Annotated in this window: 28 protein-coding genes; 13 read left to right on the top strand and 15 right to left on the bottom strand. The window is 73.6% G+C overall.

The genetic code is table 11. The features are described from left to right. The first annotated feature begins 231 nt into the window (after positions 1-231). Entirely contained in the window at positions 232-579 is a 348-nt protein-coding gene (locus AB0B58_RS27095; protein WP_360229202.1) for an Lsr2 family protein, read from the top strand. A 377-nt stretch (positions 580-956) separates the two neighbouring features. Here AB0B58_RS27095 and AB0B58_RS27090 read toward each other — a convergent pair whose 3' ends face one another. The 4 genes from AB0B58_RS27090 to AB0B58_RS27075 all read right to left on the bottom strand — a co-directional run bounded on the left by AB0B58_RS27090 (position 957) and on the right by AB0B58_RS27075 (position 6044). After that, entirely contained in the window at positions 957-1841 is an 885-nt protein-coding gene (locus AB0B58_RS27090; RefSeq protein WP_360229199.1) for a universal stress protein, read from the bottom strand. Between the two features lie 350 nt (positions 1842-2191). Then, on the bottom strand, positions 2192-4600 hold the full coding sequence (locus AB0B58_RS27085) for a PEP/pyruvate-binding domain-containing protein (protein ID WP_360229196.1): 2409 nt from the start codon (positions 4598-4600) through the stop codon (positions 2192-2194). Between the two features lie 122 nt (positions 4601-4722). Beyond that, positions 4723-5460: a VOC family protein gene (locus AB0B58_RS27080; RefSeq protein ID WP_360229193.1), complete on the bottom strand. Its 738-nt coding sequence runs from the start codon at positions 5458-5460 to the stop codon at positions 4723-4725. 62 nt (positions 5461-5522) lie between these two features. Further along, the gene (locus AB0B58_RS27075) at positions 5523-6044 is read right to left on the bottom strand and encodes an isoprenylcysteine carboxylmethyltransferase family protein (protein WP_360229190.1); all 522 of its coding nucleotides are present in this window, start codon (positions 6042-6044) and stop codon (positions 5523-5525) included. Between the two features lie 88 nt (positions 6045-6132). On the opposite strand from AB0B58_RS27075, the gene AB0B58_RS27070 reads away from it, so the two are divergent. Then, positions 6133-6711 carry a TetR/AcrR family transcriptional regulator gene (locus AB0B58_RS27070; protein WP_360229187.1) on the top strand — a complete coding sequence of 193 codons (579 nt, stop codon included), beginning with the start codon at positions 6133-6135 and terminating at the stop codon, positions 6709-6711. Between the two features lie 35 nt (positions 6712-6746). Here the strand turns inward: AB0B58_RS27070 and AB0B58_RS27065 are convergent, their stop codons facing one another. Further along, on the bottom strand, positions 6747-7034 hold the full coding sequence (locus tag AB0B58_RS27065; RefSeq protein ID WP_360229184.1) for a hypothetical protein: 288 nt from the start codon (positions 7032-7034) through the stop codon (positions 6747-6749). Between the two features lie 37 nt (positions 7035-7071). Between AB0B58_RS27065 and AB0B58_RS27060 the strand changes: the two genes are divergently transcribed. After that, a complete protein-coding gene (locus AB0B58_RS27060) occupies positions 7072-7704 on the top strand; it encodes a hypothetical protein (RefSeq protein ID WP_360229181.1) in 633 nt (210 codons plus the stop codon). Positions 7705-7768: 64 nt separating this feature from the next. On the opposite strand, the gene AB0B58_RS27055 is transcribed toward AB0B58_RS27060, so the two are convergent. The 4 genes from AB0B58_RS27055 to AB0B58_RS27040 form a co-directional block, all read right to left on the bottom strand. After that, positions 7769-7894 carry a hypothetical protein gene (locus AB0B58_RS27055; RefSeq protein WP_360229178.1) on the bottom strand — a complete coding sequence of 42 codons (126 nt, stop codon included), beginning with the start codon at positions 7892-7894 and terminating at the stop codon, positions 7769-7771. Positions 7895-8108: 214 nt separating this feature from the next. Next, entirely contained in the window at positions 8109-9284 is a 1176-nt protein-coding gene (locus AB0B58_RS27050; RefSeq protein ID WP_360229175.1) for a cytochrome P450, read from the bottom strand. A 25-nt stretch (positions 9285-9309) separates the two neighbouring features. After that, positions 9310-9672, bottom strand: a complete 363-nt coding sequence (locus tag AB0B58_RS27045) for an amidohydrolase family protein (protein ID WP_360229391.1) — start codon at positions 9670-9672, stop codon at positions 9310-9312. A gap of 25 nt (positions 9673-9697) precedes the next feature. Then, positions 9698-10669: an aldo/keto reductase gene (locus AB0B58_RS27040; RefSeq protein ID WP_360229172.1), complete on the bottom strand. Its 972-nt coding sequence runs from the start codon at positions 10667-10669 to the stop codon at positions 9698-9700. A gap of 32 nt (positions 10670-10701) precedes the next feature. Here AB0B58_RS27040 and AB0B58_RS27035 point away from each other — a divergent pair, with 32 nt between their 5' ends. Then, entirely contained in the window at positions 10702-10890 is a 189-nt protein-coding gene (locus tag AB0B58_RS27035; RefSeq protein WP_360229169.1) for a hypothetical protein, read from the top strand. 26 nt (positions 10891-10916) lie between these two features. On the opposite strand, the gene AB0B58_RS27030 is transcribed toward AB0B58_RS27035, so the two are convergent. Then, positions 10917-11570, bottom strand: a complete 654-nt coding sequence (locus AB0B58_RS27030; protein ID WP_360229167.1) for an adenylate kinase — start codon at positions 11568-11570, stop codon at positions 10917-10919. A gap of 111 nt (positions 11571-11681) precedes the next feature. On the opposite strand from AB0B58_RS27030, the gene AB0B58_RS27025 reads away from it, so the two are divergent. Beyond that, positions 11682-12476 (top strand): metallophosphoesterase, encoded by a 795-nt coding sequence (locus AB0B58_RS27025; protein WP_360229164.1) that lies wholly within the window; start codon positions 11682-11684, stop codon positions 12474-12476. A gap of 48 nt (positions 12477-12524) precedes the next feature. On the opposite strand, the gene AB0B58_RS27020 is transcribed toward AB0B58_RS27025, so the two are convergent. Next, positions 12525-13106, bottom strand: coding sequence for a hypothetical protein (locus tag AB0B58_RS27020; protein WP_360229161.1), 582 nt, complete (start codon positions 13104-13106; stop codon positions 12525-12527). 201 nt (positions 13107-13307) lie between these two features. On the opposite strand from AB0B58_RS27020, the gene AB0B58_RS27015 reads away from it, so the two are divergent. Together AB0B58_RS27015 and AB0B58_RS27010 are read left to right on the top strand one after the other, a co-directional pair. Then, positions 13308-14276, top strand: coding sequence for an NAD(P)/FAD-dependent oxidoreductase (locus AB0B58_RS27015; protein ID WP_360229158.1), 969 nt, complete (start codon positions 13308-13310; stop codon positions 14274-14276). 74 nt (positions 14277-14350) lie between these two features. Then, positions 14351-15589 carry a GAF domain-containing SpoIIE family protein phosphatase gene (locus AB0B58_RS27010; protein ID WP_360229156.1) on the top strand — a complete coding sequence of 413 codons (1239 nt, stop codon included), beginning with the start codon at positions 14351-14353 and terminating at the stop codon, positions 15587-15589. Positions 15590-15605: 16 nt separating this feature from the next. Here the strand turns inward: AB0B58_RS27010 and AB0B58_RS27005 are convergent, their stop codons facing one another. Beyond that, positions 15606-16559, bottom strand: a complete 954-nt coding sequence (locus AB0B58_RS27005; protein ID WP_360229153.1) for an anti-sigma factor RsbA family regulatory protein — start codon at positions 16557-16559, stop codon at positions 15606-15608. Between the two features lie 293 nt (positions 16560-16852). Between AB0B58_RS27005 and AB0B58_RS27000 the strand changes: the two genes are divergently transcribed. Continuing rightward, positions 16853-17155, top strand: a complete 303-nt coding sequence (locus AB0B58_RS27000) for a MerR family transcriptional regulator (protein ID WP_360229150.1) — start codon at positions 16853-16855, stop codon at positions 17153-17155. Positions 17156-17245: 90 nt separating this feature from the next. On the opposite strand, the gene AB0B58_RS26995 is transcribed toward AB0B58_RS27000, so the two are convergent. Next, the gene (locus AB0B58_RS26995) at positions 17246-17812 is read right to left on the bottom strand and encodes a TetR/AcrR family transcriptional regulator (RefSeq protein ID WP_360229147.1); all 567 of its coding nucleotides are present in this window, start codon (positions 17810-17812) and stop codon (positions 17246-17248) included. 174 nt (positions 17813-17986) lie between these two features. On the opposite strand from AB0B58_RS26995, the gene AB0B58_RS26990 reads away from it, so the two are divergent. Together AB0B58_RS26990 and AB0B58_RS26985 are read left to right on the top strand one after the other, a co-directional pair. Continuing rightward, positions 17987-19600 carry a CocE/NonD family hydrolase gene (locus tag AB0B58_RS26990; RefSeq protein ID WP_360229144.1) on the top strand — a complete coding sequence of 538 codons (1614 nt, stop codon included), beginning with the start codon at positions 17987-17989 and terminating at the stop codon, positions 19598-19600. A 97-nt stretch (positions 19601-19697) separates the two neighbouring features. Continuing rightward, positions 19698-20036 (top strand): hypothetical protein, encoded by a 339-nt coding sequence (locus AB0B58_RS26985; protein WP_360229141.1) that lies wholly within the window; start codon positions 19698-19700, stop codon positions 20034-20036. A 52-nt stretch (positions 20037-20088) separates the two neighbouring features. Here the strand turns inward: AB0B58_RS26985 and AB0B58_RS26980 are convergent, their stop codons facing one another. Beyond that, on the bottom strand, positions 20089-20517 hold the full coding sequence (locus AB0B58_RS26980; protein ID WP_360229138.1) for a hypothetical protein: 429 nt from the start codon (positions 20515-20517) through the stop codon (positions 20089-20091). 173 nt (positions 20518-20690) lie between these two features. Here AB0B58_RS26980 and AB0B58_RS26975 point away from each other — a divergent pair, with 173 nt between their 5' ends. After that, complete coding sequence (locus AB0B58_RS26975; RefSeq protein WP_360229135.1) at positions 20691-22448, top strand: protein kinase domain-containing protein; 1758 nt, start codon at positions 20691-20693, stop codon at positions 22446-22448. A 2-nt stretch (positions 22449-22450) separates the two neighbouring features. Then, complete coding sequence (locus AB0B58_RS26970; protein WP_360229132.1) at positions 22451-23047, top strand: FHA domain-containing protein; 597 nt, start codon at positions 22451-22453, stop codon at positions 23045-23047. Between the two features lie 13 nt (positions 23048-23060). On the opposite strand, the gene AB0B58_RS26965 is transcribed toward AB0B58_RS26970, so the two are convergent. After that, a complete protein-coding gene (locus tag AB0B58_RS26965; protein WP_360229129.1) occupies positions 23061-24107 on the bottom strand; it encodes an SGNH/GDSL hydrolase family protein in 1047 nt (348 codons plus the stop codon). A gap of 107 nt (positions 24108-24214) precedes the next feature. On the opposite strand from AB0B58_RS26965, the gene AB0B58_RS26960 reads away from it, so the two are divergent. After that, positions 24215-25186, top strand: coding sequence for a cellulose binding domain-containing protein (locus AB0B58_RS26960; RefSeq protein ID WP_360229126.1), 972 nt, complete (start codon positions 24215-24217; stop codon positions 25184-25186). Positions 25187-25189: the final 3 nt, after the last annotated feature.

Raw genomic sequence — 25189 nt, 5'->3', positions numbered from 1 at the left:
TTGACTCGTCTTCGCACCCCGGCCGCGGCGGCGCACCGACCGGGGCGCCGCCCAACGGGCACCTAATGCAATGCCTTCGTGACTGATGTGCGATATCGCGGGATCTGACTCGGGGGTTTCCTCGCGCATTCCACCGCGCCTGTCGGGACGTTCAACAGAGCGGCTATGGTAGTACGAATGCAGGCATTCACCTGATGCCTCACTGCGCAGCCTTTCGGGAGCGACCACACCATGGCAAAGACGATCGTCACCCTGCTGACCGATGACATCGACGGCAGCGAAGCGGACCGCACCATCGAATTCGGCCTCGATGGCGTGAGCTACACCATCGACCTTTCTGAGAAGAACACGGGGAAGCTGCGTAAGGCGCTGGACCCGTACCTCGCGGTCGCTTCCCGGGTCGGCCGCAGCGGCGCCGGCGGCCGCATCGCCTCCCGGGGCACGGCTGCCGCGCCCGCCCGGACGAACCGCGAGCAGAACCAGGCGATCCGGGAATGGGCCGCCAAGAACGGCTACGAGGTGTCCGAGCGGGGTCGCATCCCGAGCTCGATCGTCGAAGCCTTCCACAGCAAGCGCTGACGGGTTAACGGCTGCCGGTGCCGTTGCGAATTCCGCGGGGCTGAATCGCAACGGCATTCCCTGGGCTGCCTGCGTCTTTACCGACGTCGGCCCGAACGCCGGATCAAGGTCCGCGGGAGACCGCGGCAAGGTCCCGGCCGGTCGGCCGGGGCGCGGGAATGCCGGCGACATTAGCCCTGCCGCCAGAGGCGGCGATCGGGCCCGAACGGCCGAATTCCCCGCCCGCGCCGCGTCCGGTCGCCGGAGTTTGTGTGCGGTCGTCCGTCCCCGCACCCCCGATGAGGCCCTGAACCGGTTCACGATCGCCAGGAGTCATCGCCCCGAGCCGGTCCGAATCGGACCGGCCGTTCGCATTTCCGGACCGGCCGCCCCGGCGGCTATGTGGACGTGGGATCGCGCCTGGGCACGACCATGACCGGCCGGTGTGCGAGGTGAAGCGTTCCCATCGTGACGCTGCCGATCAGCATCTCCCGGACCATCGAACGACCCTGGGTACCGACGACCAGCAGCGCGGCGCCGCGTTTCCGGGCCGTGCCGGCCAGCGCCTCGGCGACGGCGTGCGCCGAGCGCCCGTGCCGGTGGCCGGCCCGCACCGTGACGACCTCGCGGCCGCCGTCCTCCGCGACGCCGGGGTGCGGCTCCCCGCCGGCCTGCTCCACGTGCACGAGCAGCACCTCCCTTGCCGGGAACAGGCGCACGGCGGTGCCGTACGCGGCCTCGGCGCCCAGGGACCCGTCCCAGCCGACCAGCACCGGGCCGGCGGGAAGCGCCTCCTGCTCGGCGATCAGCATCGGGTGCGGTGCGACCAGCACGGGCCGAGGCGTGTAGTGCGCGGCCACGTCGGAGACGCTGCCCAGGGCCGCGCTGGTGCCGCCCAGCCCGCGGGAGCCGAGCAGCACCAGGTCCGGATCGTACTTCTCGGCGAGCTGCGCGAACTCCAGGCCCTCGCCGCCGTAGATGCGCCGGACCAGCGGCTCCGCGTCCCACCCGGCGGCCTTGGCGAGCGTGACGCCGACACCGGCGATGCGGGCGGCCTCCCGTTCGCCCTCACGCTCGATGGCGTCGACGAAGTCGTCGACATGCCCGGTGCCGGCCCACAGCCGCCGGCGCAGGGTCTCGCTGGCGAACGGCGGGCTCCACATGTGTGTCATCCAGACGCGGGCCTGCGGGAACAGCGCCGCGCCGACGTCGATCACGGCGCTCGCCTCCGGAGATCCGTCATAGCCGACGATCGCGCACACGGCATGCGGTCGAGCGTTCACGAGGCCTCCTCGAGTTGGGCAAGCCGACCGGTGAGGGTCCGTGCCCTTGCTTTCGGCCCAGTCACGCCGATAGCGGACAGAGCCAGGGGCCCGGACTCGGTAGATCTCCTTCTGGGCGCCGAATGTCCGGAAAACAGGAGAGTTGAAATGACGGCGCTTCCCTCGTCGGGCCGCGCCATCAAAACGTGTGATGTTATAACAAAAGGGTGCTAATGCTATCGCACGGTTACCGGTCCGCGCCAGCGAGTAACCTCAGCGGGAGGTCTCCGGGCTGGGCCCGCGGCGCCGGGCATGGCACCGGGACCCGAACCGGCCATTGAGGACGCCGGCGCCACCGTCCGCCCGGCCGCTCAGGCGGAGACCGGCGTGACGGTTCCGGCCGCACCGTCCACCGTGACGAGCTGCCCGGTAGTGATCTTCTCGGTGGCGCCGGGTACGCAGATCACCGCCGGGATGCCGTACTCCCGGGCGACCGTCGGCCCGTGTGCCATGACCGCGCCCGTCTCCGTCACCAGCGCGCCGGCGGTGAGGAACAGCGGGGTCCAGCCGGGATCCGTGGTCGCCGCGACCAGGATGTCGCCCGGTTCGATCCGGGCGGTGGCCGGGTCGTGCACGACCCGGGCGGGTCCGGTCACGCGGCCCGACGACGCGCCGACGCCGCGCAGCGCGCCGTCCGGTTCGGACGTCGCCGGCAGCACGGTCTCGACGTCGGTGCCGTCGGACAGCAGCGCCACCGGCACCGCACGGCGACGCAGCTCCCGCCGGTGCACCGCCCTTCGCCCGGCGACGATCTCCCGCAGGTCGGCGCCGGCGTCCACGGCGGAGTCCGCCTCGTCGAGCGTCACGAACATGATGTCGTCGGCCCGCTCCAAGCGCCCGGCGGCGGCCAACTCGGCGCCGACGAGCAGGAGCTGCCGTCGCATCTCGCGCAGCGGATACAGGCCCGCGAACTTGCCCGCCTCCCGCAGGCCCGCCAGCGAGCGGGCCCGGTGTAGCAGGAATCCGGCGATCCGGCCGCGCACCGGCCGGCGACGCCGGGCCCGCACGACGAGGTCGCCGAGGGCGGCCTCGGCGGCCTCGGCCGCCCGTTCGAAGCGCCGGTCCGGTGCCTGCTCGGGGTCCGTGACCCGGAGACAGTTCGCGATCATGGCGAAGACCGGCGCCGGGTCCTCGTCCCAGCGCGGCACGCCGAGGTCGACCTCGGCGATGCCGCGATGGCCGTACGCCTCGAGGAACCCGGCCAGGCCGAGATCCGGGAGCGTACCGGCCCGGTACCGGGCGGCGAGCTCGTCCGGCGGCGTGCCGAGCAGCAGCTCGCGGTACTCACCGGCGCGCCCCGCGAGCCGCCACAGCGCGAGGTCCATCTCGATGGTGACGTTGTGCGGCATCCCGCCCAGGACGGTGTGGATCTCGTCCGGGGTGGCGACGCCCCGGAGCAGCTGCCCCGGCAGCGCGGCGGAGATCATGCCGGCCACGATCGGCCAGGTGAGGTCGTCGGCGCCGTCCGCCGCGCCCCGCGCCCGGACGAACCGCAGCCGGTCGGCGGCACCGCACAGATCGCCGGGGGCGGCCGACGCGAGCCGCAGCCGCTCGATCGCCCCGAACACGCGGGTCCGCGCCGCGTCCGGCCGGGCCAGGCTGCCGACGATCCCGCGGACCGCGCGTACGGCCGTCCGCAGCGACGGCGCGGCCGCACCCTGCCCGCGGGGCGTGCCGTCCCGGTGCGGCGCGAATCGCGGATCGGCCAGGACGTGCTCCATCGCCGCCTGCGCCCGGGGACCGAAGTCGACCGCCATGAGCTTGACCAGCCGCTTGTGCCCGGCCGGGTGGCGCGCCAGGTCGGTGAGGTCGCCGTAGAGGCGCCCGCCGATGTCGACGATCTCGGCCCGGACGCCGAGCGCCGCGAGCATCCCCGCCACCTGGACCTTCAGGGTGGACATGCCCATCGGGGTGACCGGCTGCAGCATGCCCTGCACGTGGCCGAACTCGAAGTAGACGCGGGGCTGCGGCCTGTCGCTCTCCGGCGGCAGCGGGAACAGGGTGGTGATCGGCCGCGACTGCAGCAGCCAGAGCGTGCCGTCCCGGTCGATCGCCCACTCGACGTCCTGCGGGGCGCCGGCGCGATCCTGCAGCCGCTCCCCCAGCGCCCTCAGCTCCGCCAGCCGCCCCGGCGGCACGCACCCGCCGGCGGCCGGCGCCCCCGCGCCGAGGACATAGTGATCCACATCGGCGGCGCCCTCCACCACGGCGGTGCCGGGCCCCGGCGCGGCGTCGACCATCATCTCGGCGCGGCTGCCGGTGAGCGGGTTCGCGGTGAACAGCACGCCCGCCGTCTCGGCGTCGACCATCCGCTGCACGATGACCGACATCAGCACCGATTCATGATCGATGTCGTGTGCGTCGCGGTAGGCGACCGCACGGGCGCTGTGCAGCGATTCCCAGCACCTGGAGATCGCGGCGAGCAGGTCGGCGGCGCCGGTCACCCCGAGGACGGTGTCGTGCTGCCCGGCGAAGCTCGCGTCCGGCAGGTCCTCGGCGGTCGCGCTGGAGCGCACCGCCACCGGACCCGCGCCGAGCCGCGCGTACGCGGCGAGGATCTCAGCCTCGGGAAGGACGCCGAGGCGGTACGCCTCGGTGGTGACGCAGAAGCCCGGCGGCACCCGTTCGCCCTGCCGGATCAGCTCGCCCAGGCCGGCCGCCTTGCCACCGGCCAGGGCCGCCATGCCGGCGGTTTCCTCGGACAGCTCGATCAGATGCATCGGGACCCCAGTCTTTACAATACGACTGCAACGCATCCCACCGTAGCCGATCCCGCGCCCGTTCTCCCACGTCGGGACTCATCGGCGACGAGGCTCACCGCCCGGCGAGCGCCCGCTCCGCGTCAGGACGGGGCGAGGACGCAGAACTCGTGGCCCTCCGGGTCGGCCAGGCACGTCCACGGGACGTCGCCCTGGCCGACGTCGAGGTCGGTGGCGCCGAGGTCCCGCAGCCGGGCCACCTCCGCCGCCCTGTCGTCACCGGGGTACGGCAGCAGGTCGAGATGGATGCGGTCCGGCACGGTCTTCACGCCGGGCGTGCGGAGGAACTCGAGATACGGGCCGACGCCCTTGGCGGAGCGAAACCTCGCGTGATCGTCGTTCACGTCATGCAGGGTCCAGTCCATCGCGGCGCCCCAGAATCCGGCCATGACCCGCGGGTCGACGCAGTCGACCACCACCGTGGCGATCGGCCCGGTGTCCCGGTAGACCTCCCGCGGCTCCAGCACGCAGAACTCGTTGCCCTCCGGGTCGGCGAGGACCGTCCACGGCACCTCGCCCTGGCCCACGTGCGCCGGCGTCGCACCGAGAGCCTGCAGGCGCGCGACCAGCTCCGCCTGATGCGCCGCGGAGGTGGTGGCGAGATCGAGGTGCACGCTGTTCTTCGTCGTCGTCTTCGGCTCCGCGACGGGAACGACGTCGATGCCGACGGCGACCGGGTCCGGCCAGACGAGGTCCGCGCCGGGCCCGACGTAGGTCGTCGCACGGCCGTGAACACCCCAGCCGAGCGCCTCCGCCCAGAACCGGCCGACCGCCGCGTGATCGACGGCCTTGATGTTCACGTGAACGGGTCGCAGTGCCATGCCGGCGATCCTATGCGCCCGCTCCCGACGGCAAGGGCGGGTTCGCCGCGGAGCCGGGGTCGTCAGCCACCCTCGCCGTCACGCGACGGAAGGCACCCCGACCGCCGGCATCGCGGCCACCAGCCGGGCACCGCGCGGCGGTAGGCCTCGTACTCGGCTCCGTAGGTGCGCGCCAGATGCGGCTCCTCGTAGCCCTTCACGAAGCCGACCATCGCGGCGGCCGCCACCAGGGCGTAGAGCACCAGCCCGGCGCGGCCGAGCACCATCGCCTGGCCGACTACGACCAGCAGCACCGCGACATACATGGGGTTGCGGACGAAGCGGTACGCGCCGCCGACGACCAGGCGGTCGGTCTGCGCCACCGGCGCCGGGGTGCCCGCGCCCTCCACGACGAACCGCACGAACGCCGGCACGAGCACCAGGAGCCCGGCGAAGATCAGCAGCGCGCCGAATCCGCGCACGGCCCAGGGCAGCTCGGCCCCGGTATGCCAGCCGGTCAGGGCCCAGGGCAGCAGGCCCGCGACCGTGCCCGGCGCGAGCGCGAAGAACAGCGCGCTGCCTCCCGCGGCGGCCCCCCGTTTCACGCCGCCACCCCGGAATCCGGCCGCTGCCCCATCGCCACCCCGCTCCATACGGTACCGTATGGTTTGACCATACGGTAGCGTACGGAAGGTGTCGAGACTCAGCCGGGAACAGTGGGCCTCCGCCGCCCTGGACGCGCTGAGCGGCGGAGGGCTCGCCGCGGTGGCGGTGGAGCCCCTCGCCGTCCGGCTCGGCACCACGAAGGGCAGCTTCTACTGGCATTTCGGCAGCCGGGAGGAGCTGGTCGAGGCCGCACTGCAGCTGTGGCGGCAGGCCGGCACCACGTCGATCATCGAGCGCCTCGAGGCCGGCGGCGCGAGCGCCACCCAGCGGCTGAGGCAGCTCTTCACCCAGGTGTTCGCCCCGCAGGCCCGTACCGATGCCGACCTGGCACTGCTCGCGGACGCCGGCAACCCCCTGGTGGCGTCGGCCCTGGCCGAGGTGACCGAACAGCGGCTGGGCTACATCGCCGCGCTCTTCCGGGAACTGGGCTTCCCACCAGCGCGGGCCCGGCGCCGGGCGCTGCTCGCCTACAGCGCCTATCTGGGCCAGCTCCAGCTGTTGCGCACCGCTCCCGGCCTGCTGCCGAAGCCCGGGCCGGCCCGCACCGCCTACGCCGACGACATCCTCGCCACGCTCCTCGCCGGCCGACCCGAACCCACCGAATGAGATCGACGGCAGATCTCGGACGGCAACGCCCGCAGTCAGTCGCCCAGGGGGCCGTCGAGGGTGAGCGCGATGGCGTCACGCGCCAGGTATGCGATCTCCTCACGGGATGCGGCCTGGCTGTGAATGTCGAGCTCCGGCACGGAGATGGCCCACAAGTCCCCGGCCCGCTGGTACCGGACGGTGTACTCCTCCTCGGGCCGCTGCCGCGTCTCCGATCCTTCGCAAGGGTCGGTTCTCCCGCATCCCGGCAACGCCTCGGGGCGGCGGGCGGCGCTGACCTGCAGCGACCGGAAACACCCCCGCCGACCTGCCGTTTCATACATTTGATCGAACGGGGCCACCTGTCTAAGGTCTCCCGTCGTGGATCAACAGCCTTCGTCGCGTGAGCTCGCCTCCGCGCACATCCTCGGCCAGTACCAGCAGGCAGGTGTCTGGTTCGACGGCATCTACCAGATGCTGCTGACCCAGCTGCGGGAGAACCGGCAGGCGGAACCGCAACCTAAGGAGTACGCACAGCTGCTCGCCCACATCGGCGGGCTCGGGTTCGCCGACTACCGGGACCCGGCCGGGTGCCGGCCGAACTTCGTCATCGACGGCAGCGTCCTGCTGTCGTTCGCCCGGCTGGACAGCCAGACCGTCGGTGCGGCGCTGATCGACGCGGTCGCAGACAGCGCCTGCCAGGTCATCGTGTCACCGCTGGCATACGTGCACATCGCCGACCAACTGGCCGGCGTCCGCGGCGCCGACCAGCGGCTCCACCGGATACTGCGACACCGGCCGGCGGACGAGAACCCGGCGTCGGCGGCGGTGGTCGACGTGCCACCGTTGACGTTCCGGCAGGCCGACGTCATCACGCAGCTGAACACCGGAGAACGCCTCGACGCAATGCACACGGCGCTGCTGGCGTTGCACCATCGCTGTGTGATCGGGACGCTCGAACCGGAGGTGTACCACCGGATCGGCTACGGACGGGTGCTGAACCTCGCCGGGTGAACGTCGATGCGCCACGCCGCCCGGGGCCTCGCCGCGTTGCGGGTGTCGCGGCTGACCGCGGGGTTCAGCCGCCGCGGATGAGTCGGAAGGAGCGGTGGAGGTGCACGGCCCACACCATGATCAGCTCGCGGGCGACGTGTAGCCGGCGCTGCGGCCGGTCGTCGACGCTCCAGCTGCTGATCACCACCATGCCGGAAGTCTGTGCGGCGCGTGGGGCGGGGACGGTAGCGGTTGCGCAGCAGCACGGGTGCAGCGCCGTAGACGGGAGCCCTCGGACGCCCACGCCTCGCCCGGACCCGCCCGGCGGTAGCGGGCTTCGCGACGGGCGCGAAGCCGCCCGGCTGACCACCGGGGTGGACGCGACCAGGGCGGGCCGAGACAGGGGCGCGGGCACCGGCCGGGGGTCAGGCCGGCCGCGTCGTCACCGGGATCGTGGTGAAGGCGCGCAGGACGAAAGTCGGGCGGCGGACCGGGTCGGCCGCCAGGGCCAGGTCGGGCGCGTGGTCGAGCAGGGCGGCGAGGGCGGCCTGCAGCTCGATGCGGGCCAGCGGCGCGCCGAGGCAGAAGTGCAGGCCGGCGCCGAAGCCCAGGTGCGGGTTGGGGTCGCGCCCGACGTCGAAGGTGTCCGGGTCGGCGAAGGCGGCCGGGTCCCGGTTGGCGGCGCCGAGCAGCGCGGCGACCTCCGCACCGGCCGGGACGGTCGCGCCGGGCAGCGGCACGTCGGCGGCGGCGGTGCGGACGAAGAGGTGCAGCGGCGCGTCGTAGCGGATCATCTCCTCCGCCGCGGTGGGGATCAGCGTGCGGTCGGCGCGGAGCCGGGCCAGCTGGGCGGGGTGCCGGAGCAGGGCGACCACGCCGCCGCCGAGCGCGTTGACCGAGGCCTCGTGGCCGGCGTTGAGCAGCAGGATCGCCGACGCGACCAGTTCGTCGCCGGAGAGCCGGTCGGTGCCGTCCCGGACCGCGACCAGGTGGGAGACCAGGTCGTCGCGCGGCTCGGCGCGGCGGCGGGCGGCCAGGTCGCCCAGGTACGCGGCGAACTCGCGGCAGGCGGTCAGCGCGGCGGCCTCCGCCTCCGCGGTGGGCGACACCTCGTACATCCGCACGAGCGCCGCCGACCAGGGGCGCAGCCGGTGCCGGTCGGGGGCGGGCACGCCGAGCAGCTCCGCGATGACCGTGACGGCGAGCGGCTCCGCGTAGTCGGCGATGAGGTCGAACTGCGGACCGGCGGCGGCCAGCAGCGCGGCGGCCTCGGCGGCGACGGCCGGGCGCAGCCGCTCGACGTGGCCGCGGGCGAAGGCCTTGGCGACCAGCGAGCGCAGCCGGGTGTGCGCGGGCGGCTCGTTCTCCATCATCTGGTTGCGGTGCAGCAGGTTGAACGGCCCGTAGATCTCGGCTGGTTCCCGGTCGCGCCAGAACCGGCCGAGCCGCCGGTCGCGCAGCACGGCGTTCGCCGCGGCGTGGCTGGCGGCCAGCCACCTGCCGGTCGGGGCGTGCCAGCTCACCGGCGCCTGCTCCCGCAGCCGGCCCAGCGCGGGGTACGGATCGCGCAGGAAGTCGGGGTCCGAGAAGTCGAGCTCCACCCCCGCACGGTAGCGACCCGTACCGCTACCCCGCCCGGGAGCGCCCGATCGGGAGCCGGTAGAAGGCGGTCGCGGTGCCGCCCAGGATGGCGTCGCGTCCGGCGGGCGCGAGGCCGGCGACGACTGTGGAGAGTGCGTCCCAGACGCGGTCGTAGCCACCGGCGAGCACCGAGACGGGCCAGTCGCCGCCGTACATCAGCCGGGCGGCGCCGAACAGCTCGACGGCGTCGTCGACGAACGGCCGGATCGTGTCGGCCGTCCACGAGTCCAGCCGGCCGGTGGCCGGGTAGAGGCCGGAGAGCTTGGCGTGGGTCAGCGGATTCTCCGCGGCGGCGGCCAGCAGGGCGCGCCACCCGGGCGCGCTGCGCCGGGGTGCCGCCGATCCCAGACGTGCTGGTGCGTGTCGACGACGGTCATCGGCCGGACAGCAGCCCGGCCTCGGCGAGCTCGGCCCACAGCCCGTCCGGGATCGCCGCGGCGTGACGCTCGGCGCCGCCGTCGACCTGTTGCGGGGTACGGGCGCCGAAAAGGACGCAGACCACGGCGGGATGGCGTAGCGGGAACCGCACCGCGGCGTCCGGCAGCGTCACCCCGTGCCGCTCGCACACGCGCGCGATCGCCCTGGCCTTCTCGATCAGCGGGGCCGGCGCCGGGCCGTAGTCGTAGTGCGCGCCGTCGGGCACCTCGCGGGCGCTGAGCAGACCGGAGTTGTACACGCCCGCGGCGACGACCCCGACGCCGCGCTCGCGGGCCAGGGGCAGCAGCTCCCGCGCGGCCGGCTGCTCCAGCAGGGTGTAGCGCCCGGCCACCATGACGACGTCCACGTCGCAGCGGCGGACGAACTCTGTGAGCATGGCGGCCTGGTTCATGCCGGCGCCGACCGCGCCGACCACACCCTGGTCGCGTAGCTCGATCAGGGTACGCATCCCGGCGCCGGCCGCCTGCTCCCAGTGCTCGTCGGGGTCGTGCAGGTAGACGATGTCGACCCGGTCGAGGCCGAGGCGATCGAGGCTGCCGGCGAGCGAGCGCAGCACGCCGTCGCGGCTGAAGTCCCAGCGCCGTACCGGATCCGCCGCGACGGCGAAGCCCTGGTCGTCCCGCAGATGTGCGGTGCCGGGGCTGGGCACGAGCAGGCGGCCGACCTTGGTGGAGACGACGAACTCGGCGCGGGGCCGCCCGGCGAGCGCCGCGCCGAGGCGCCGCTCGGACAGCCCGACGCCGTAGTGCGGCGCGGTGTCGAAGTAGCGGATGCCGGCCCGCCACGCGGCGTCGACGGCCGCGACCGACGCCTCGTCGGTGGTCTCGCGGTAGAGGTTGCCGAGCTGGGCGGCGCCCATGCCCAGCTCGGTGAGGGCGGGCCCGCGGCGCAGCGGACTACTCCTCATCGGACCTCCTCTGCACCGACCCGCGGCTATCGATGCCAGACGATATCCGAAGGGACGAGCCTGCCGTCCACGGCCCGGGGCCAGGCCTGGCGACGATCGCGCGGGATCCCGAGGCGGCCGAGCGGGTCATGCGCGCCCACCTGACGAGCGTGATCGACGCGCTCTCCACCGCACGGATCGCGCCGCCCGCTCACTACCACGCGGGGCTCGGCATCGACTGACCTCACGCCTTGCGGGCGCGGCGGCGTCAGGCGTCGAGGCCGAACGCGGCGCCCAGGCCGGTGAGGTCGACCGGGCGGCGGGCGTGCTCCGGTACGTGCTCCAGCAGCGGGCGCATCGCCTCCAGCGCGGTGAGGATCTGCCGGGCGACACGCTCGACGGGCTGCATGGCGTCGACGGAGACCAGGATGCCGCGTTCGGCGTACCAGGCGATGATCGGATGCGTCGCATCCTGGTACAGCGCGAGTCGGCGGCGGATCACCGGTTCGGTGTCGTCGGCGCGGTGCTCCAGGGCCGCACGGGCGAGCAGGCGGCGCATGAGTTCGTCGTCCTCGGCCTTGAGGTGCAGCGCGACGTTCGCCGTCATGCCGAGGGTCTGCGCCGTGCGGTACAGCGACCGGGCCTGTGCGATGTTGCGGGGCATGCCGTCCAGGACGTACCCGCCGCCGCGCTCCTTGGCCGCGACCATCGCGTCGCGGACCATGTCCAGCACGATCTCGTCGGGAACCAGGTCGCCGCTGTCGAGATGGTGGCGCACCGCGAGCCCGAGCTCGGTACCCCGGGCCACATGGTCCCGGAGCAGGTCGCCGGTGGCGATGTGCGCGACGTCGAAGTGTGCGGCGATCACCGCGCCCTGCGTGCCCTTGCCGGCGCCCGGTGGCGCGACCATCAAAACCCGCATCACGCCGTCCCTCCAGGCCGCTGCCGACGCGACAGACGACCAGGCTACGGCATCGGCGGGCAGCGCCCGGAAAGATCTGTAGCCCGTACCGGATGGTATTAGGCTCGTGCCATGCGCCTGGTCCATGTCACCGATCTGCATTTCGGCGCAGAGGACCCCGACGTGGTGGCCGGGCTGCGCGCGGACCTGGCCGCGCAGGACGTCGACCGGGTGCTGGTGAGCGGCGACCTGACGATGCGGGCGCGGACGGGACAGTTCCGCGCGGCGAGGACGCTGCTGGAGTCGATCGGCCGGCCGTGGACCAGCGTGCCGGGCAACCACGACCTGCCGCTGGACCGGGTGCTGACCCGTGCGTTGCGCCCGCTCGACGGGTACCGGAGGTTCGTCGACGCGCAGCCGCAACCGATGTTGCACGCCGGCGGGCTGCAGGTGCTCGGGTTGAGCACCGCGCGGCCGTACCTGTGGAAGAACGGGCGGGTCGACGCCGGGCAGGTGGCCCGGATCGGCACCGCGTTCACCGGGCCGGCCCGTCTGCGGGTGCTGATGGTGCACCACCCGGTGTTCCGGTCAGCGCAGCGCCCGGGCCTGACGCTGCTGCACGGGGCGGGGCGGGCGCTGCGGGCGGCGGCCCGGGCCGGTGTCGACGTCGTCGTCTGCGGGCACGACCACGTCGCGGCGCAGGCCGACCTGTCACTCACCCGGCCGGGCCTCGGGCGGCACATGATCGGGCTGATGAGCGGCACGGCCTGCTCCCGCCGGGTCCGGGCCGGGGAGAGCCAGTCCTACACGGTTCTCGAACTGTCCGGCGAGAGCCTGCGCCTGCGGGTCCGGCACTGGCGGGACGGCCGTTTCGAGACCCGCTCGGAGACCGAGTGGCGGCGCACCGCGGACGGCTGGCACACCTGACCCGACAGGTACGCCCGGACGGGATGTCCGGGCGTATCCGTCACGTGATCAGCAGACGGTTCCGCGCAGGAAGTTGCGCAGTACGAAGTCGGCCGGTCCGGCCTGGAAGTAGCCGGCGCCCGCCCGGATCGGGTGCCCGGTGTACAGCTCCACCCGGGAGCCGGCGCGCACCACGTAGGCCGGATCGCCGTCGGCGTTGTGGATCATCCGGCCGCGGCCGCCGTAGATGTCCTCGAGGTCGTCCCAGCTCATGCCGACCGAGGCCCCGGCCGGTGACCGGGGCGGCGCGGTGGCGGTGCCGACCTCCGCCAGCCGTCCGCTGCGGAACGACAGCAGGATCACCCCGGCCCAGTCCCCGGTCGCGCCGGCGACCACGACGTCGCAGCCGGGCTGCGGCGCGACCCAGGAGAGGAGCCCGGCCGCGGCCAGGGCCTGCTGGCGGGCGCCGATCCGGTAGGGTCCCGCGCCCCGGACACTCAGGACGGAGGTGTCCGGGACCACCGTGGCGGCGCCGGTCCGGGCCCCGCCGGCGGTGCCGCGCGAGGCGGACGCGGGTGCCGCGGCGGTGGCCAGCACGGCGAGTGCGAGCGCGCCGGCGGCGACGAGGCGGTGAAACGACGGACGGTGCATGGGGTTCTCCTCCGTTGTGATGGGCTTTCACTGTGTTGGTCACCCCGCCGCGGCCTTTTGTTCGCCGGATCGCGGAAAAGTTTCCGCCGCCCGCGACCCGGCGTTCACGCGGCGTCGCGCGCCGCCCCGGGGGTACCATCGGCCTACCGTCACGGAGAAGCGGTCCGTGGTTCCGTGCGACGGAAGGGCGGCGATGGCGGCATGCTCGAGGTGGACGTCGCCATCATCGGTGCGGGCCCGTCCGGCCTCTTCGCCGCGTACTACGCCGGCTTCCGGGGCCTGAGCGTCGCGGTCATCGACACGCTGCCCGAGCCGGGCGGGCAGATCACCGCCCTTTACCCGGAGAAGGACATCCTCGACGTCGCGGGTTTCCCGACGGTCAAGGGACGGGACCTGGTCGCCAACCTCGTCGCACAGGCCGCGCCGTTCGCGCCGCGCTACCTGCTCGGCGTGCGCGCCGAGACGCTGTCGTACCGCGACGACTCGCCCGTGCTGCGGCTGGCGGACGGCAGCCAGGTCGCCGCCGGCGCCGTCATCGTCACCGGCGGGCTCGGCGGATTCACCCCGCGGCCGCTGCCGGCGGCGGACGGGTTCACGGGCGCCGGCGTCGTCTACTTCGTGCCGCGCCTCGACGAGCTCGCCGGCCAGCACGTGCTCATCGTCGGCGGCGGCGACTCGGCCTTCGACTGGGCGCTCGCGCTGCACCCGGTGGCGAAGACGGTCACCCTCGTGCACCGCCGCGACCGGTTCCGGGCGCACGAGGCCACCATCGACCGGGTCCGGGCGCTCTCCGTGCGCATTCTGGTCAACGCGCAGGTCACCGCCCTGCACGGCGACGGCCGGGTGGCCGCCGCCGACATCGCCGACAACCAGGGGTCGACGCGGCGGGTTCCGGCGGACACGGTGGTCGCCGCGCTCGGCTTCACCGCCGACCTCGGCCCGCTCGCCGACTGGGGCCTGCGGCTCGACCGGCGCCACGTCGTGGTGACCAGCACCATGGCCACCAGCCTCCCCCGGGTCTTCGCCGCCGGCGACATCGTCGACTACCCGGGCAAGGTGCGGCTGATCGCGACCGGGTTCGGCGAGGCGGCCACCGCCGTCAACAACGCCGCCGTGGCCATCAACCCGGCGGCGCACCTCTTCCCCGGGCACTCGTCGGAGGGTTCCTGACCAGGCACCCCCGCCCGCCGGCCGATGGGGGCGGTCCGGCGGGACGGCGACCGCTCACGTACTAGGCTGCTGGCGTGTCGCAGGCCGAGGGGATCAGAGACGACGAGCGGCTGCGCCGGCTCGAGGCCGTCACCGACACCGCCCTGTCGCGGCTCGCCGTCGCCGATCTGCTCGACGAACTCCTCGACCGCGTCCGGGACCTGCTCGACGTCGACACCGCGGCGATCCTCCTGGTGGACGTGCACGCCCGGCAGCTCGTCGCGACCGCGGCCAAGGGCCTCGAGGAGGAGGTCCGGCAGGGCTTCCGGGTCTCGATCGGCCGTGGCTTCGCCGGCCGGATCGCCCACACCAGGCAGCCCCTCGCCATCGCCGACGTCACCCCCGACGACGTCGTCAACCCGGTCCTGCTGGACAAGGGCATCCGGTCGCTGCTGGGCGTGCCGATGTTCGCCGGCGACGACGTGGTCGGCGTCCTGCACATCGGCAGCCTGACCCCCCGCGTGTTCACCCCCGACGACATACACCTGCTGCAGCTCGTCGCCGACCGCGCCAGCATCGCCGGACAGATCCGATCGATCAAGCTCGACCAGGCGGCCGCCCTGGCCCTGCAACGCAGCCTGCTGCCGACGCAGCTGCCCGGGGTGCCGGGCGTCGACATGGCGGCCCGCTACGTGCCCGGGCACGACTTCGGCATCGGCGGGGACTGGTACGACGTCTTCGGCCTGCCGTCGGGCTGGCTGGGGGTGGTCATCGGCGACGTGTCCGGCCACGGCCTGGGCTCCGCCGTCGTGATGGGCCGCGTCCGCAGCGCGCTGCGCGCCTACGCCCTGGTCTGCGACGACCCCGCCTCCGCGCTGACGCTGCTGGACCGCAAGGTCCATCACTTCGAGACCGGGAACCTCACCACCGCGCTCTACGGCATGATCTCGCCGGACCGCTCCACCATCCATCTGTCGCTGGCCGGGCACCTGCCGCCGGTCCTGGCCGCGCCCGGCCGCCGCGCGTTCGTGCCGGAGGTACCCGTCGGGCCGCCCCTGGGCGTCGGCCGGCCGTCGGCGGCCCGCACCACCACGGTGATCGACTTCCCGCCCGGTGCCGTCCTGGTCTGCTACACCGACGGGCTGGTCGAGCACCGCGGGGAGATCATCGACGTGGGGATCGAGCGCCTGACCGACGCGGTCCGGCCGGACGGCGCCGAGACGGTCTGCACCACCATCATGGCGAACATCGGCACCGAACAGCCCACCGACGACATCGCCCTGCTGGCCGTCCGCCGGCTTCCCGCGGACGCGGGCGACGGGGCGGCGCCCTGACCTCGGTGTGCGGGTGTCAGCGCGCCATGTGCAGGCGGATGCTGGTCCCCTCGCGGGTCGTGTGGATCCGCACGAGGTCGCAGAGCTGGTTGGCCAGGATCAGGCCCCGGCCGCCCTCCGTCTGCGGCAGCGGCACGATGCGTCCCGCGAGCGGATCGCGCAGGTGTCCGTCGTCGTCGATCTGGCAGACGAGCCGGCCCAGCTCGGTCCAGACGGTGATCCGGCCGCCGCCGGGTGCGTGCTCGATCGTGTTGGCCGTCAGTTCGTTGGCCGCCAGCACCAGGTCGTCCGCGCGGTCGGCGTCGAGGACGCCGGCGGCCTGCCCGAGCACGAACCGGCGTACGCCGGCGAGGAGCAGCTCGCTGTCGTACTCCATGAACGCGGCGCCGGGCGGCACCGGCGGCAGCGGCAGGTTGAAGCTGGCGGCGGTCACGAGCGGGTCGGTGTACGCCCCGCTCGGGCGGCGGCCGCCGCGCTCCAGCATGACCGGGTGGGTGCGCCAGGCATCGCGCACCGCCGAGCCGTCGAGCCCGGCGACGTCGTACGGGCACAGGATGGCGGCGTCCCGACCGGCGAAGACGGCGTTGATCAGCGCCTCGTGCGCGGCACAGGCCGGATATTCGAACTCGGTGCGGCCGGGCCAGATCGGCTCGCCGATGATGGCGACCCGGCGCCCGGGATGGGCAGCCGCGAACGCGAGCAGGACGCCGGGGATGATCCGGCCGGGGTTGCGGCCCGCCACCGCCATGTCGGCGAAGGTCACCCGGCCGGCGACGTCGGCGAGGGCGCCACGCAACAGGTCCAGGTTCGGCCCGGGCACGGCGACCAGCACGGGATCGCCGGCGGCGAGGGCCGAGCGGACGAACGCGGTCGTGCCGGACAGATACTCGCCGGGGTCGCGGTACAGCAGGCCGGGATGATCGAAGCGCCCCCGGTGGATCGCGGGCGCGGTGGTGCCGGGCGCGGTCATGGCGCGATTCCAGGCACCGGACCCGGCACGGGATCCGCGCCGCGGGCTCCGCGGGCCGGCTCGACCACTTCGCCTCCTCGGGCCGCGCGCCCGTCGGGTCGGGCGCGGGCGTCGTCACAACGGTACCCGCCGCCCGCACGGCCGCGTGCGGCGAGGAGCCCGCGGCGGCGCCGGCGACAATTGCGTACGCCCGCCGAGGAAAGCTGTGCATCGGCAACTAGACTTTCTCGCCGAGACCCGTAACCCTGGGCCCCGGCGCACTTCGCGCCGGGGCCCGGCGACGTGGAGGTGACATGGCCCAACCCGATGACATGCTCGACGATGACGACTACCCCGCCTACACGATGGGCCGAGCCGCGGAGATCGTCGGAGTGCCGCAGGACTTCCTGCGGCGGCTCGGCGAGGCGAAACTGATCGACCCGTTCCGGTCCGCGGGCGGCCACCGGCGCTACTCGCGGTATCAGCTGCGCCTCGCCGCACGGGCCCGGGAGATGTGCAACCAGGGCACCGACATGGCCGCGGCCGTCCGGATCATCATCCTCGAGGACCAGCTCGAGGAGGCCCTGCGACAGAACGAGGAGCGCCGGAAGAACTGAGACCCGGGCCCGGCGGCCTGGGCCGGCGCGCCGCGACACCTCACGGTCCCTCTCCCGCGGGAAGGGACCGTCTGTCGTTCCCCGCCGGTGTCAGAGGAAGACGCCGTCCAGCACCAGGTCGATCGACCGGTCGCCCGCGACCAGGCCGCTCACCACGTCGCCCGTGGCCTCGGCGGCGCCCCGCACCATGGTGAACAGCAGGATCAGGTCGTCGGGCACGAGGTCGTGGCGCACGTACCCGCTCTCCTGCGCGCTGCGCAGCGGGGGCGAGAGCGCCGCGATGGCACGCCGGATGTACCGGCGCCGGGCATCGGCGTCGAGGCGCTGCGCGAGCAGGACCAGCGGGCGCATCTTGATCAGTGTGTGCAGCACCTCGCGCAGCAACTGTCGGAACAGCGCCGGCCGTTCGACGCTCGCGGCGGCCGCGGACTCCAGCACCTGCAGGTAGTGGCCGATGACGGCGACCGTCAGCGCGTGCCGGTCCGGGAAGTGCCGGTACAGCGTCGCCTGGCCTACACCCGCACGCCGGGCGACCTCGGGCATCAACGAGACGGGCTCGGGGCCGTTCAACACCTCGCTCGCCGCCGCGATGATGGCGGCCCGGTTGCGCTGGGCGTCCCGGCGACGCGACGTCTGGGCACCGTACAGCAATGTCACGCTCCTTCCGAGCTGACCCCATACGTTACCGGCCGGTAACGAGAATGTCACCGTCTTCAATTTCTCGGTACCGGTTCCTACGCTCCGGCCACCAAGCGCTGTAGTCCTCGTCACACAGGCAGAACAGCGCACCGCTACCTGGACAACCGTCCCGTCCTGTCTTCAGGAGTGCGCATGGTGCCACGCCGCTCGACCCCGCTCGTACACCTGCTGTCCATGGTCACCGCCGCCGTCCTGGTCGGCGCCGCGATCCCGGCGGCCGCCGTCGCCGCCCCGCGCGCCGCGGCGAAGGCCCCAGCGGCGGCCGTCGCGACGGCCCCGGTCCGGTGGGTCGACCTCCCCGGCTCCGGGGTGGTCCTCAAGGGCAATGTCGTCGCCCCGTCCGCCGCCGGGCGGTATCCGGCCATCGTATTCCCGGCCAGCTGGGGGCTCAACGACCTCGAGTACCTCGCGCAGGCGAAGGTCCTCGCCGGCCGGGGTTACGTCGTCGTCTCCTACACCCCGCGCGGGTGGTGGCTCTCCGGCGGGGAGATCGACACGGCCGGGCCGAAGGACATGGCCGACCTGTCCAAGGTGGTCGACTGGACGATCGCCAACACCGCCGCGGATCCCGCGCGCATCGGCACGGCGGGCATCTCGTACGGCGCCGGGATCAGCCTGCTCGGCGCGGCGTACGACCGGCGGATCCGGACCGTCGCGGTGATGAGCGGCTGGACCGACCTGGCCTACTCGCTCTACGCGGACAAGACCCGGCACCGGCAGGCGGGCGGGCTGCTCAAGATCGCCGCCGACCTGCTCGGGAACCCGGGTCCGGAGCTGAGCGGCAAGCTCGACGACTTCGCCGCCAACCGCAACGCCGAGGAGGTCATCGCCTGGTCGGGACTGCGCTCCCCGAAGACCTACCTCCCCGCGCTCAACGCCAACCGGACCGCCGTGCTGATCGCGAACGGGTGGGGTGACTCCATCTTCCCGCCGAACCAGCTGGTGGACTTCTACGACCAGCTCACCGGACCGAAGCGGCTCGAGCTGCGCCCGGGCGACCACGCGATCGCCGAGCTCACCGGCATCTTCGGCCTGGACAACGACGTGTGGAACAGCGTCTACCGCTGGTTCGACCAGCACCTCGCGGGCATCGAGACCGGCATCGCGTCGGAGCCGGCGGTACTGGTGAAGCCCTACAACGCCGACACCGAACGGTATTCGGACTGGCCGGACCTCAACTCCGCGACCAGCCGGTACGGGCTCGGCCACATCCGCGGATGGGACCGCACCGGCCTGCTCGGCGGGCAGCCGGAGACGGGCTGGCAGAAGACCATCCCGACGGACCGCAATACCACCGCCGACGGTGGCACCGTCCTGCTCACCAACGGCATCGCCGCCCTGACCGGGCTACAGCCGTCCATCTGGCTGCCCACCGTCGACCGGTCCCGCGCCGGGGTGTGGGCGTCGGAGCGGCCGTCCTCGGCGCAGCGGATCCGGGGCGTACCGAAGCTGCACCTGGAGCTGACCGGCACGCAGGCGAAGGGCACCGTCGTCGCGTACCTGTACGACCTCAACCTGATCGGCACCGCCAAGCTGATCACCCATGGGCCGGCGACGTGGCTCGGCACGACCGGCGGCAACCGCACCATCGACCTCGACCTGTCGGCGACCGCGTACGACCTGCCGGCCGGGCACTCCCTCACGCTGGTCGTCGACACCGTCGACCCGCTCTACTACGACGAGAACGCGTCCGGCGACTCCGTCACCATCGCCGGCGGGTCCTACCTCGACGTCCCGCTCAGGTAGGCGAACTCCGGCAACCTGGCGGCCCTCCGGCGCCGGCCCCCACGAGGGCCGGCGTCGGTCTTTTATCTACGTCCGTCCGCCCACCGCAGGTCAAGAAGTGGATGGGCAGTCCGGCACCTACCCGAACTGCCCGGGCGGCGCGGCGCGCCACTATGACCAGTCCCTGTGGCTGACCGCGGGCTTCGGCGGCGGCGCGGGCGGCGACTGGGGGCAGCGGGTCGGCAGCGAGTACTTCCTCGGCGCGCTGAATCAGGCCGACATCCACATCTTCCTGCATGAGGTCGGCCACACCTTCGGGCTGGACGACTTCTACGACTGGAGCCCGGACGTCGGCGGCTTCCTGATGAAGGCGGGCAGCGCCACGCAGATCACCGAGTTCGACAGGTGGATGCTGCGCGACTGGTGGCGCCACCTCAAGTCCCGCTACGGCTACTGAAGAACCCGGTGCCACCGCGCAGGCGGCGGCACCGGGTCACCCCTCACGGCGTTCAGCAGACCTTGCTGGTCGAGCCACCCGTCGAGTTGAGGTAGCCGGTGACGTGGGTGCAGTGCGCGGCGGTGTCCGCCGGCGGGCCCCACAGCTCGGCCCGGGTGGTGTTGTTCAGCTCGGCCTGGCCGTAGTCGGTGCCGCTGTCCGAGTGGTCGATGACGTGGACGAGCAGGTCCCAGTTCGAGTGCGTGTCGCGGTACTGCTCCCAGACGTAGATGTAGGCGTAGTTGTAGCCGCAGCCGTAGTACTGCTTGACCGACGCCGCCTGCATGCCGCCGACGGTCAGCACCCGGGTGGTGCCGATCTGGCGGACGCTGCCGCAACCGGCCGGGGTGCTGGCCAGCGCGGGCGAGGAGTTCACCAGGGTCGCTACGCCGGCGGCCGCGAGCACAGCCGCGCCGGCGAGGGTCCGGCGGATGATCGACATGGACTCCCACTTTCTCTTGGTTCATCGAACGTGCCGACCAAGCGAACCAGCCACGCGTTACCACGGACAGGTGGCGAATCGGCCACCATTCCCTCCCCCGCGCCCTCGCCGGCGCTCGGTATCATCGACCGCCACCACCGTCTGCCGGCGTGGACCGAGCCCGGAGGAAGCCTTTGCGTCGTCAGGAGACCGGCACCACGACGAACCCGCACATCGGAGTTCCCGGATGTGCGGACGCGACCGAGATCGGCCACGGCGGTTTCGGCATCGTCTATCGCGCCTGGCAACCCGCCTTCTCCCGTACGGTCGCCGTCAAGGTCCTCGCCGCCGACCGGCTCGACGCCGCCGCACGCGCCCGGTTCGAGCGCGAGGTGCAGGCGATGGGCCGGCTCTCCGGCCATCCGCACATCGTCACCGTGCACCAGGCGGGACACACCGAGGCCGGCAACCCGTACATCCTGATGTCCTACGAGGAGGGCGGCTCGCTCGCCGGCCGGGTCGGCGCGGCGCCGTGGCCCGAGGTCACGGCCGGGGGCGTCGCGATCGCGGGTGCGCTGGAGAGCGCACACCGCGCCGGCGTCCTGCACCGCGACGTCAAACCCGAGAACATCCTGATCTCCCGGTACGGCGACCTGAAGCTCGCCGACTTCGGCCTGGCCCGGCCGGTGCGCCGGGGCACGCCCCGCGAGCAGCGCACGGTGACCGCGAGCCTGCTGCACACGGCCCCCGAGGTGCTCCGCGGCGAGCCGGCGTCGGCCGCCTCGGACGTGTACGCGCTCGCCTCCACCCTCGTGCACTGGCTCAGCGGCGAGCCGCCGTTCGCGCCCGTAGCCGACGAGTCGGTACCCGGCCTCATCGCACGCATCGCCACCGCCGCGCCACCGGACCTGCGCCCGCGCGGCGTGCCCGAACCGGTCTGCGCGGCGCTGGAGCAGGCGATGGCCAAGGATCCGGCCGCGCGCCCGCCGTCCGCGGCCCGGTTCGCCGAGGCGCTGCAGCAGGCCCAGCGGGAGTGCGGCGGCCCGGTCACCCCGCTGGCGGTCGCCGAGGTGGTCAGCGCCTGGCCGGAGGAGGCGCCCGGGCACGGCGCCGCACGGCAGGGCGGCCTCTCCCTGTCCGCGCGGGTCCGGGCGGCCCTCGGCCTCTCGGCCACAGTGGAGCAGCAACCCGCCGCACGGCGCTCGACCACCCGCCTCGCCGGGTCGCTGATCCTCGTGGCGGCGGTGCTGGCGGCCGGCGGCTCCCAGGTGGCGGCGCGGCCGCGGATCGAGGTCCCGGCGACGCTGGGCTTCGAGGAGCAGAAGCTGAGCGCCGAGGCGCAGGAACGCGCGGTGACCGTCCGCAACCACGGCACGCGGACCACCCTGGTGCCCCGGGTGGCGCTCGACGGCGCCGACTTCCGCGTCGCCGACGACGGCTGCACCGGGCGCGAGCTCGCGCCCGGCGCGGCGTGCGTGGTGCGGATCGCCTTCGCGCCGCGGACGGCCGGTGCCCGCCAGGCGTCGCTGCGGGTACTGGGCCGGACCGTCGCACTCACCGGACTCGGCCGGCTCGGGTACGCCAAGGACGACAACCCGCCGCCGGGCCCGTGCTACTCCGACGCCTACCAGGTGGGCCGCTCCGAGTACGGCTACGTCGGCGGCCAGCAGGCGATATCGGTGAAGCAGTACTGGTCGCCGGGGTGCCGCGCGGTGATGGCGTACGCGTGGGTCTGGAAGCAGTACCGCGACAACGCCGGCGCCCGCGGCACGTGGTCGGTCGATCTGGCGATCGCGCCGGCCGGCCGGACCGCGCGGGCCAAGGGCCAGCCGCTCGAGCTCTGGACGGCACCGCGGCGGATCTCGCCGGGCTGCACCCGCGCCACGGCGACGCTGACGGGCACCGGCGTGCCCGCTCGGATGACCGTCTCCACCGAGAACCACTGCGCCTGATCGTGGCCTACCTCGAGGTGCACCACGCCGGCGCGGTGCGGCTCGTGCCGCTGACGGGCGCCCTGCTGACGGTCGGGCGGGCGCCGACCAACGAGCTCTCGATCGACAGCAAGAACGTGTCCCGCCTGCACGCGGTGCTCGAGCGTTTCCAGCCCGGCTGGTCGATCCGCGATCTGGGCAGCACCAACGGCACGACGGTCAACGGCGCGCCGCTGCGGCACACCCGCCGCCTGCACGACGGCGACCGGATCGAGATCGGGCCCGCCCGTCTGCTGCTGCACCTCCCGGCCGAGCGGCACACCACGCAGACGGTGACCACCGAACCGGCGCCGCCGCTGCCGCCGCTGACCCGCCGCGAGCGCGACGTGCTGAACGTCCTCTGCCGCCCGCTCATCACCGGCGGGCAGGCGTTCCCCGAACCGCCGTCGGTCCGTGAGCTCGCGGCCGAGCTGGGCCTGTCGGACAGCGCGGTCAAGAAGCACCTGACCAATCTCTTCGACAAGTTCGGCCTGACGACCAACGACGACCGCCGCCGCCCGCGACTGGCGAGCGAGGCGGTGCGCCGCGGCGTGTTCACGGCCCTCGGCGGCAACGGGTGAGCGGGGACCCGGACTACTCGGCGGCGGCCACGCCGCGCGGGCGCAGCCGGCGGTAGGCGAGGATGCCGGCCGCCAGCAGGACCAGTGCGGCGCCGGCGATCCACCACAGACCGGCCGCGGTGGCCGGCGATCCGTCGCCGTCGGCGGGCGCCGCCGCCGCGGACGGGGCGGCCGGGGACGGGCCGGCCGCGGGCCGGTCGCGTTCGGCGATCCAGGCGAGGACGGCCTTCGGCGTGCCGACCCCGTCCCGCAGCGCGCTGAGCTGGCCGGCGGTCTGCCCCTGCAGCGTCGGGTGCAGAACGGTCTGCGCGGCCAGTCCCTCGGCGCCGACCAGCCAGGGCGAGGCGGAGCAGAGGCCGTGCCCCGTGTACGGCCGCGCTGCGTCCACATAGGTCGCGCGGAGCGCCGCGGCCCGGGCCGCGAGGATCCGGTTGACACCGGCGACGGCCTCGTTGCCGGCGTCGCGCAGCTCCCGGGAGAGCGGGAGGCTGGAACAGTCGGCGACGTCGGCGAAGGGCATCGGGTAGCCGACGATCGCGAGCTTGGCGTTCGGTGCCTTCTTCGCCACGGCTGCCAGCGTCCTGGTGAGGTCGCGCGGCAGCGTGGTGTCCAGGGCCTTGTTGATCGCGGCGAGCTTCGTCCTGCAGGCCTTCGCCTGCCCCTGGTCGGCGCAGAGCCGCACCGCGCCGATCAGCCCGAGATCGTTGCCGCCGATCGTGATGCTGACCAGGTCGGTGTCGTCGCCGAGCGAGCCGAGCTGCTTGGCGCGCACGTCGGCGGTGACGGCGCCGCTGCACGCCGCGCTGGTCAGCGACACCGTGCCCGGATCGCTGGCCGCCCACAGCTGCGGGTAGGCGCCGTCGCTGACCCGGCAGGGGCCCTTCTCCGGCCCGGCGCCGACGCCGGCCGCGTAGGAGTCGCCCAGCGCCACGTAATCCACGGTGCCCGCGGGCTCCGCGGCGGCGGCCGGAACGGCGCCCATCAGGCCCGACGCCGCGGCGGTGACGGCGGCGACCACCAGGAATCGGCTCAATGCGGCGGAAAACGGGGGCGGTGTCAAGAAGTTCTCCTCAGCAGGCGGTGCCGAACAGGCGCACCGGCTTTATACACCACCGGCCTGCGGGACGGGACCACGAAAGCCCAGCCCAGGGATATACCGTGGTCGATATGATGTCCTCGGCTCGCATCGCCGTCGCGGTCGCACTGAGCGCCGCCGTCCTCGTCCCCGCGTCCCCCGCCTCCGCCTCCGCCTCCGCCACCGCCACCGCCACCGGCGCGACCGCCGTCTTCACGCGCGTCGCGCAGTGGCCGGCCGGATACGTCGGCAACATCACGGTCCGCAACGACACCGCCACACTGATCGACGGCTGGCGGGTCGAGTTCGACCTCGCCGCCGGCACCCGGGTCACGAGCTCGTACAGCGGCGTGTTCGCCCGCACCGGAGATCACTACACGGTCCGCAACGAGACCTGGAACGGCACGCTCGCACCGGGATCGTCGGCGACGTTCGGCTGGGTGGCGGAGGGGCAGGGCACACCGGCCGGCTGCACGCTCAACGGCTTCGACTGCGCCGGGGTGCCGGCGGACCACACCGCGCCGACCCGCCCCGGGCCGCTCGGCTTCGACATCAGCGCGGGCCTCACGCTCACCTGGGCGCCGTCGTCCGACGACCACGGCCCGATCGCCTACGAGGTGTACGAGAGCGGCCAGCTGCGCGCCACGGTCACCGACACCCGGTACGTCTACTCGAACGGGCCGACCCTGCCGCCCCGGATCTACATCTTCGCCGTACGCGCGGTCGACGCGGCGGGCAATCACTCCCCGTACGCGTACCGGTCGCTCGGGCAGATCTGGCGCGGCGACGAGATCCCGGCCGCGCCGAGCGGGCTGCGGGCGGACACGCCGGCCCCCGGCCTGCTGCGGCTCTCCTGGACCGGCCCGGCCGCGACGTCGCCGTTCGTCGCGCCCCCGGTCGCCGGCTACGAGGTCTCGCTGGACGGCGAGCCGGTCGGCCAGGTCGGCGACGCCGCGATCATCGTGCCGGCTCCCCCGGCCGGCGCACACACGTTCGGGGTACGGACCATCAACGCCGTCGACCGGTACTCGGCCGTCGCGGAGCTGCACCACCCGGCGGGCTGACGG

It is taken from the genome of Actinoplanes sp. NPDC049118, from assembly GCF_040648555.1.
GTDB lineage: Bacteria > Actinomycetota > Actinomycetes > Mycobacteriales > Micromonosporaceae > Actinoplanes.
Note: the sequence above shows the minus strand (reverse complement) of the source record. Positions and strands in the feature narration are given on the sequence as shown.